The sequence below is a fragment of the Vibrio cionasavignyae genome (assembly GCF_050337155.1).
Taxonomy (GTDB): Bacteria; Pseudomonadota; Gammaproteobacteria; order Enterobacterales; family Vibrionaceae; genus Vibrio; species Vibrio nomapromontoriensis.
The window spans coordinates 41,585-49,507 of sequence record NZ_JAKJSR010000037.1 but is presented as its reverse complement, the minus strand read 5'-3'; the positions used below and the strand labels follow the sequence as shown (position 1 = coordinate 49,507).

The 7,923-nt window shown below is 42.9% G+C and carries 9 protein-coding genes and 1 pseudogene; 5 read left to right on the top strand and 5 right to left on the bottom strand.

The window, feature by feature from the left end:
• The 4 genes from L4D74_RS24015 to L4D74_RS24000 form a co-directional block, all read left to right on the top strand.
• On the top strand, window positions 1-981 hold a 981-nt coding region (locus L4D74_RS24015), incomplete at its 5' end, for a pesticin C-terminus-like muramidase (protein ID WP_428754926.1).
• Complete coding sequence (locus tag L4D74_RS24010) at window positions 978-1,361, top strand: lysozyme inhibitor LprI family protein (RefSeq protein WP_428754925.1); 384 nt, start codon at window positions 978-980, stop codon at window positions 1,359-1,361. The genes L4D74_RS24015 and L4D74_RS24010, both read left to right, overlap by 4 nt.
• Window positions 1,362-1,998: 637 nt before the next feature.
• Window positions 1,999-2,454 carry a GNAT family N-acetyltransferase gene (locus L4D74_RS24005; protein ID WP_428754924.1) on the top strand — a complete coding sequence of 152 codons (456 nt, stop codon included), beginning with the start codon at window positions 1,999-2,001 and terminating at the stop codon, window positions 2,452-2,454.
• A gap of 66 nt (window positions 2,455-2,520) precedes the next feature.
• On the top strand, window positions 2,521-2,967 hold the full coding sequence (locus L4D74_RS24000; RefSeq protein WP_428754923.1) for a GyrI-like domain-containing protein: 447 nt from the start codon (window positions 2,521-2,523) through the stop codon (window positions 2,965-2,967).
• Window positions 2,968-3,140: 173 nt separating this feature from the next.
• Here the strand turns inward: L4D74_RS24000 and L4D74_RS23995 are convergent.
• Window positions 3,141-3,533, bottom strand: a pseudogene (locus L4D74_RS23995) (PaaI family thioesterase); the annotation flags it as partial.
• A gap of 63 nt (window positions 3,534-3,596) precedes the next feature.
• Between L4D74_RS23995 and L4D74_RS23990 the strand changes: the two are divergent.
• Window positions 3,597-3,878, top strand: coding sequence for a DUF134 domain-containing protein (locus tag L4D74_RS23990; protein ID WP_265675372.1), 282 nt, complete (start codon window positions 3,597-3,599; stop codon window positions 3,876-3,878).
• Here the strand turns inward: L4D74_RS23990 and nqrM are convergent.
• The 4 genes from nqrM to manA form a co-directional block, all read right to left on the bottom strand.
• Complete coding sequence (gene nqrM, locus L4D74_RS23985) at window positions 3,862-4,092, bottom strand: (Na+)-NQR maturation NqrM (protein ID WP_428754922.1); 231 nt, start codon at window positions 4,090-4,092, stop codon at window positions 3,862-3,864. The two genes, L4D74_RS23990 and nqrM, sit on opposite strands and share 17 nt — an antisense overlap.
• A 2-nt stretch (window positions 4,093-4,094) precedes the next feature.
• Window positions 4,095-4,652, bottom strand: a complete 558-nt coding sequence (locus L4D74_RS23980; RefSeq protein WP_428754921.1) for a NifB/NifX family molybdenum-iron cluster-binding protein — start codon at window positions 4,650-4,652, stop codon at window positions 4,095-4,097.
• Window positions 4,653-4,891: 239 nt separating this feature from the next.
• Window positions 4,892-6,280 (bottom strand): PTS fructose transporter subunit IIBC, encoded by a 1,389-nt coding sequence (locus L4D74_RS23975; protein WP_428754920.1) that lies wholly within the window; start codon window positions 6,278-6,280, stop codon window positions 4,892-4,894.
• Between the two features lie 382 nt (window positions 6,281-6,662).
• Complete coding sequence (gene manA, locus L4D74_RS23970; protein ID WP_428754919.1) at window positions 6,663-7,880, bottom strand: mannose-6-phosphate isomerase, class I; 1,218 nt, start codon at window positions 7,878-7,880, stop codon at window positions 6,663-6,665.
• Window positions 7,881-7,923: the final 43 nt, after the last annotated feature.

Below are 7,923 nucleotides of genomic sequence, written 5' to 3'. Positions count from 1 at the left end.
GGTGATGGAGAGGCCCTTAGTAATGGAAGTAAAGGTCTTGAAGTCAAAGTCGTTCAAGAGGCATTGATTGAATTGGGTTTCGATTTAGGTCCTGCGGGGGCTGACGGAGATTTTGGCAAAGCGACAGAAAGCGCTATTAAACAGTTTCAGAAGGGTTATGAACCGACGCATAACACGCATGAAACTTATAAAATTGGTGAAGTCGATGGGATTGTAGATAAGAACACAGCTCTTGCTTTGGATGAGTCCGTCAGTGAAAATTGGCAATATGTTGATGATGAGATGGATGAGAAGTGGCTAACTGTACCTATAGGGCAGCTTACATTTGATAGTGAAGGCAATGATATTTTTGGCAGTATCTATTTTTCTAGGTTACCGCATGTCCCAAATACAAAAGGGGTTGTTATTGGGGAATCTGGAATTACCTTTGGTAGAGGCTTAGACCTAGGGAGTCGCAATCAAGTTGACGTCGAACAAATATTTTCTAATGTAAGAATTAACTGCAAACCACTATCACACTCATTACTCGAATGGCTAAAGGAAGGTGCTGGCCTTAAAGGACAAAATGCATATAACCATTATAAAAATATAGATGATCAGGTTCCTAAAATAGAGCAAGAGTTAACACGTAAGCAGCAACACTTCTTATTTTTGGAAATATACCCTTCTTATGTGAAAGAAACCGAGAGGCTACTGACTAAGGCTGATGTCAGAAGTTTTTTCGATAAGGAATCGGTGATTGTTTGGAGTGAGTTGCCACGCAACATTCGGGAGGTTTTAGTTGACATCACATATCGAGGAGATAATCGTTCTAGTTCAAGAAAAATGAATGTTCCTTCTCTAGTTACTGATATTAATGATAAATTAAGTGGTTCGAAATCTAAGTTTTATCTGTTAATGAAGGATAAAAAGGTTTGGGTTGATAATTTTAAAGTTGATAATAACCGTTATAAAGCTAGATATAAGGCGTTACTAAAATGAATGTGAAGTTGTGTGTTTTTCTTATTTTTTTCTGGTCACTTAACGCATTCTCTGGTGGTGATCTAGTTGACCCTTGTTTAGCCAAGAATGGGGGGGCAACTGCAGGATACCTTTGTGTGGATAAAAAGATAAAGTCAGTCGACGTTGAATTAAATGAAAGCTACAAAAGAGCTATTAATAGGATTTTGGTTGAAGATCCTGATTTAGAGGAGAGCTTCAGAGAAGCTCAGCGAGCGTGGTTGAAGTTTAAAGATTCAGAGTGTAAGTTTATCGGTTCATCTCTAACAAGTTCACCTTGGCGTGGGGTGCAGATAGAAGAGTGCAAACTGCAGATGATGAAAGAAAGAATTGTGTATTTTAATCAGGTGTTTGTTGGGTGATTGAACATAAAGAAATTTAGTGCGTACCTAAACCAATCTTTTAGCTAGTGCGATTTTACTCATCACACTAGCTCTTCATGACAACTTTGCAATACCTACGATTTTTCAGAGTTTTCTAAATTAGCAAAGACACTGGCAAGGTTTTGTCCAAAAGCTTTTTATAAACGGTACTGCTGAATAGATTAAAGGGACACACACTTTAAGAATACACTCCTTAATGTCAGAGCAAGCTTACTCTGACACAGAGCCGCCCATTTCAGCGCTACTGACAGAAAGAACCCAAGACCAAATACAGTCATTCTACTAGCCGTGTGCCTACACGGCAGGATTCTACTCTACAGCGTTTACAGAATAACTGTGTGATCACAAGATCACGGTTTAACTCACTTTCCCCAAAAATCATTCAGAGTAAGTACTTATTCATATCTTGTTAATGTGAATTTTCACTACAGCAAGTTATGTGAATAGCGCTAATTTAGGAATTATGGATCTCTTAGCAAGCTAACTTCCTTGCATTGTTGATAAGGTATCGATATGTAATTGAGTCAGTAAGTGAAAGACGGCATTATGTGAGAGTTAAAGGCGGGTGTTAGTCGTCTAATTAGCGTTAGCAGTCAGAGGTAATAAGGATCTATAAATGGAATTAAAGTATCGTTCAGCTGATTTTGAAGATTTGGAAAGTCTTGTTGCTTTGCTTTCAAATGACCCGCTTGGTAGTAAAAGAGAAGATGCATCTGTTCCGTTGAATAGTGCGTATCTTGAAGCGTTCGAAGCAATTGCGCGAGACCCAAACAACGAATTACTGGTTGTTGAACTGGAAAACTCTCTAGTCGGGATGCTTCAAATTACATTTATTCCTTACCTGACGCATATTGGTAGTTGGCGTTGTCTTATCGAAGGTGTTCGAATCTATAGTGACTATCGTGGACAAGGTTTCGGTGAGCAAATGTTTGAATATGCTATTGAACTGGCAAAAAACAAAGGCTGTACAATCGTTCAGTTAACAAGTGACAAGCAGCGTCCTGATGCAATCCGGTTCTATGAGAAACTTGGATTCAAAGCGACACATGAAGGGTTTAAACTCGCGTTGTAGGTTATCTGCTAACATAGCATTTAACAGTGATTCGCAACGCTTGGCGTTATGTAAATGGAGCAAAAAATGGCAGTCGTTGACGTAAAAGGGTTTGAAATCCGAGGCTTAACCCTAAGAACCCGCAATGAAATTGAAATGAACCCCGAGACGGCGAATATCCCCAGACACGTTGAATACGTCGACTCGAATTTAGTTATTGATTATCAATCGGGAGCGAGGGCATATAGTGTCTACTGCAATTATGAGTCAGATGTTAATGGTTACTTTGACGTTTTAATGGGTTCGAACGAAATATCCTCTTCAAATGTTGAGTTGTCATCAGTATCTGTACTTTCAGGCTCTTACCTTAAGTTTGAATCCGAAGGTGAGTTTCCTGCCGCCGTTATTGCTGCATGGCAGTCCATTTGGTCGTACTTTGCTTCTTCGAATTGCGAGCACGAAAGGGCATATACCACAGATTTTGAGCACTTCGAAAGCGCTAGTAAAGTTAGCGTCTACATTGCACTGAGATAATTTGCATAACGATCATTTAAGGTTTCAAGATACTTTTTCTAATCGTATAGAAGTCATTTCGAGTAACCCTTCTAAGAGGTTTTTGTCTAAAAGCTTCTTATAAACGGTACGGCTGATATGTGATCACCAAGCGATTCTGTCGTATCGTTACCACCCAGCATCCCTTGACGTGACATAAATTTCGCCTCAGCCTTTGAATAGCACTGACCATTTACATAAATGCTGCTTTGTAGAAAATGCACCCCTCGCTTGCTTTTTAGGCAATGAGCCTGAACCTGAATGGCTGTATTGAGCGGGATAGGTTTGATAAAGCGGACATCCAATTGCGCTGTCATTGCGTAAACATGGCGAGAAAACAGGCAGTGGGTCATCGCTGTATCATGCAAGGTGGTAATGACACCGCCTTGCATGACACCTTGGTAGCCTTGTACTTTTTCTGTTGGTACAATTTTGCTCTGGACTCCGCCATCGGGCATTAAGGTAAAGTGAATGACCGTGTTGTGGTTGAAAAAAGGCAGACAACAAACCGTACAATGTTGATGATTTTTGGGAGTGTGGATAGACATAAAATACCGTTGGGTGAGATACCTGCACTGAACCTAGACAAAAATAGACAAGGTAGAAACCAAGTGGCGAGACCAAAAATAGAGCGAAATATCTGCGGTAATGCGCCATACGATTGTTTTAAACCCAATGGAGTGCCACTTTCCAAGCTCAATAAAATTGAGCTACTAGCGGAAGAGCTCGAAGCGCTACGCTTGGCTGACTTAGAGTCGCTAAGCCAATTAGAAGCGGCGACTCGTATGGGAGTATCTAGGCAAACATTTGGCAATATTGTTAAACGTGCACGAGCTAAAGTTGCGCAAAGTTTGGTTCATGGTCATGCGTTGATGTTCAATCGCGATCAATAATACTGGTCGCGGAGCTGGATGCGTGCGGTTCCTGAATGTGATAGAGCACGCGTCGGTGCTCGTCGCAGGTTTCAACGCAGTGGCATTCTCTTTCTATTTCAAGGTTAGCGAGCCCGCCGCAACTTCCTTGTATTGCTTGGCGTTTCAACATGACGCCTACCGCCATTAAGGCTGTGATGATCAAAAACACCACAAAACTGATCAAATACGTCATAGCTATTGTTCTGTTTGTGCGGTTATTTTAAAAACCTTAGTCAGGTGACTCATCGTCCTTGATGAAAGCCTGTTAACGGATGCTCGCTTGCCTGACGTTATACGGTTAGTAGACGAACAGTTAGTGGATGAACACGTGGTACTTTGCCCTGAGCAATGCGCTTTATTTTTCTTAGCCGAAGGACGAGCAAACTCAATTTGAGTAACTGGCGTCAATTGGTTTACGTCAAACCTATCTATATCGAACTTGTCCGTATCGAATCCTCGTGGTGCACTCAATACTCGCATATTGAGCTTAAACAGTGCACTAAGCATATTTGTGCCAATTAAACGAACGACGACAGCATCCACCTTATGCTCCTGCAGAACTTTGCTCCAATACTTCTTATGGCTACAGTACTTTTTATGACCATAAGACTTTTTAGGATCGCAATTCGTCGAAGCCTCAGGTAGGGCGAGGATTCGTTTGGTATTGGTTTGGCTGTCCCAAAGCATGATCTCAGGTGCTTTGGAAAAATGATTAGAAAGGGACGACTTTCGGCAGGGAATAGCAAGTAACATAGTGAACTCCATTATCTGGCTGGTAGGGACACTATAGAGGTAGTTATTGGCATATGCCAACAACTACTTGTGGGAAATTAGGATCCATATTGCGAAGGTGATAGGTATTTCTATATTCGTGTGACGACTCAAAGCCCTAACGTTTCATTAGGGCTTTGTTGAGTGGCGAGTAGTTAAATCGCTAATTGCTAATTGCTAATTGCTAATTGCTAATTGCTCATCGCTAATTGTAAATATCACTACCCTTGTATGAGCTCAGTCGCTTTTTTCATCGCCTCTTTAGTCGAGCATTCAATCACGTTTGCATTGGCAAAGCGGTGAGCGTCTTTTACTTGAATATCATGGGCTAAGATAACCAATTTCGCATTGCGTACGTCTAAGTCAGTAATTCGGTTTTTCACTCCGTTTTGGCCTTGAGTTTCCACTTTGATTTTTATGCCAGCCATTGCCCCTGCCTTTTCTAGCGCTTTTGCTGCCATGAATGTGTGCGCAACCCCTGATGGACAACAGGTCACGGCAACCACATCGTACTCGCCTTCCCCTGCCTCTGGAGCGGTGACTTGAACCGGGGCTGTTTGTTCTTCTTCAGACTCTTCCGCAACAGGCTTCCAGAATCCAACGATAAGAGCCGTGGTTAAAGAACCAAGAGCGATACCCACCACATACATTGGGATGTTGCTAGAAACGGGAGCGGTGATAAGGCCACCCCAAGGGGCGTGAAGCAGTACGTCAGTCAAGAAACCAAATACACAACCAACGATACCACCCGCAACTATGGAAGGAAGCACACGCATAGGGTCGTTTGCCGCAAATGGGATTGCACCTTCAGAGATGCCAATTGAGCCCATGATCGCCGCTGCTTTACCTGCTTCTTGTTCTTGTTTTGAAAATTTCTTCTTAAATAGGAACGTTGCCAGTGCCATGCCAAGAGGAGGCGTACAAATTGCGATACCAACACCGCCCATTAGCCACGGTTGCGTATCCACTTGTGTTTGTGCAAACAAAGTCGCCACTTTGTTGATTGGACCGCCCATATCAAACGCCGTCATACCACCAAGGATGGTACCGAGCACGACTTTAGACGCGCCAGCCATTGAAGCGAGGAATTCATTCATAGATGCCATGAAGAACTTAATAGGTTCGCCAATCCCCCAAAGAACAATGCCTGCTGAAATGAGCGTGCCGATCAGAGGGTAGATGAAGTAAGCACCTAAAGCGGTCATGTTGGCTGAAAGCGGGATTTTCTTAAGCTGGAATACGACGCCCCCAGCAATAAAGCCAGCCACAATACAACCAAGGAAACCGCCACCCATATCGGCCATGATGCCAGATGCGATCATAGCAGGAGCAAGAGCGGGTTTATCGGCGATAGAGTAGCCGATAAACCCGCCAAGGATGATTGGGAAGAGAACCAAACCTTTAATACCAATATTGGAAATATCAGCAAGAATCCCGGTTGCCGGAACCGCGCCTTTACCAGAAGCCATGACGGCCAAAGCAAGCAATACCCCACCTGCAACGATGAATGGGAGCATGTGGGAAGTGCCAAATAAAAGGTGTCCTTTCATGGTACTGAGGAGTTTTTTAATATCACTATTATTGTTAGTTTGAGCAGTTAGGGTACTCATAGTTATACGCCTTATGAATTTATTAATATATTAATAATCGGGTGTGGTCTTTTTTATGGTTCTTTTTTGATCGTTATTGCTATGAATTACTCAAACCGCAATGGTTATTAGTGGTAGCGAATGTGGCAGCGAATAATTCAATAACCTTTGAGGTCATACAGTTAAATTAGTGGATTGTTTGAATACTCGAAATAGTAAAAAAAAGCCTTTCACTATACATTTGTACCCAGCAAAACTAAGTGTGATACGTATCCGTTCTGGTATGTGATAGTGGTCATGATTGTCAATGGATTCATGGTGTTGGGTGGAAGTTGCAAAAAGTAAAAGACCCTGCAAAAGCAGGGTCTTAGTTGATTTGAAAACTATGTGAAATAGTTTTTAGTTAACTGTAAGCGCGGGCAACCCGACCGGAACAATTAATGGTGTAATTATCGGCATAGGCAGGGATAAATACCGAATGCCCTTTGTTTATTACACAGGTTTCACCGCTTTGATGGCTTAATGTCATGGCTTCATCGAGTGGCAGAAGAATTTCGGGCCCTTTCGTTTTGATTTGACGTTGCTGAGAGTGTTGCATAATGGAGAAGTTGAAATCATCCACGGGAATAGGGTACTCCAGTACGCCGTTTATCGCTGTTGGAGCCAGTAACAAGTGGTCAGCGGGCTTTTCATCAAAACGGGTGCAGGAGACGAGTTCATTCACATCCATGAACTTTGGCGTTAAGCCAGCGCGCAGTACATTATCGGAATTTGCCATAATTTCTAGCCCCGTCCCCTTGATGTATGCGTGTGGGGTTTCGGCATCTAGATACATCGCTTGCCCTGGCTGTAAGGTAACGACATTGAGTAATAGTGGTGTGAATAGCCCAACATCACCGGGGTATTGCTGTTCTAGTTCGGCGATTAAAGCGAAAACGGGACCATTTTCCCGCTGAGTTTTCATTAACAGCTTCATCAGCGCAGCTTCTTTCTGTTCGCCTTGCAGCGAAAGAAGGCCAGAGAAAAAGGCAGACAGTCCGTTTGGTGTTGGATCACCTGATAAATCGTTAACCAATGAATTGAGCTCAGCAATGTCGAGGAACATGAAATGTTCAAGAATGTCGGAGATGGGTCTAAATCCATTCATTGCGGTGTAGTCAGTAAGCGCATAAACCAGTTCTGGTTTGTGATTGGCGTCTTTGTAGTTTCTGTTCCCTGCGGTTAGCGGCACCCCTCGTTGCTCTTCAAGTGCGTAACCTTGCTCAGCCTGCTGCTTATTAGGGTGAACCTGAACGGATAGTGCTTTTTCCGCGGCGAGTACTTTGAATAGATAAGGCAGTTCACCGAAACGGTTAGCAATGCTTTCGCTCAAAAATAGGCTTGAATCCCGGGAAATGAGACTCGATAGTTTCGTCTCTTGATTGTTAGACATAACCGTCGAGCAGCCATTTGGATGTGCACCCATCCATATTTCGGCTTGTGGTTCACCGGATGGATTCGGCGTGCCAAATAGGAGCCCGAATGACGATGGGCTACCCCATGCATAGTTTTGAATGACGTTGGTCATTGGATAGAAAATACGTTGTATTACGACATGATCAGCGATAGAAAAATCAGACATCAAAATCACCATGAATTGAAACATGGCATGAACGAATAATCCG

Coding starts and splice junctions, on each gene's coding strand:
- manA (WP_428754919.1), bottom strand. CDS start 7,880: ATGTCTGATTTTTCTATCGCTGATCATGTCGTAATACAACGTATTTTC.
- L4D74_RS24000 (WP_428754923.1), top strand. CDS start 2,521: ATGGCAGTCGTTGACGTAAAAGGGTTTGAAATCCGAGGCTTAACCCTA.
- nqrM (WP_428754922.1), bottom strand. CDS start 4,092: ATGACGTATTTGATCAGTTTTGTGGTGTTTTTGATCATCACAGCCTTA.
- L4D74_RS23980 (WP_428754921.1), bottom strand. CDS start 4,652: ATGTTACTTGCTATTCCCTGCCGAAAGTCGTCCCTTTCTAATCATTTT.
- L4D74_RS23975 (WP_428754920.1), bottom strand. CDS start 6,280: ATGAGTACCCTAACTGCTCAAACTAACAATAATAGTGATATTAAAAAA.
- L4D74_RS24005 (WP_428754924.1), top strand. CDS start 1,999: ATGGAATTAAAGTATCGTTCAGCTGATTTTGAAGATTTGGAAAGTCTT.
- L4D74_RS24010 (WP_428754925.1), top strand. CDS start 978: ATGAATGTGAAGTTGTGTGTTTTTCTTATTTTTTTCTGGTCACTTAAC.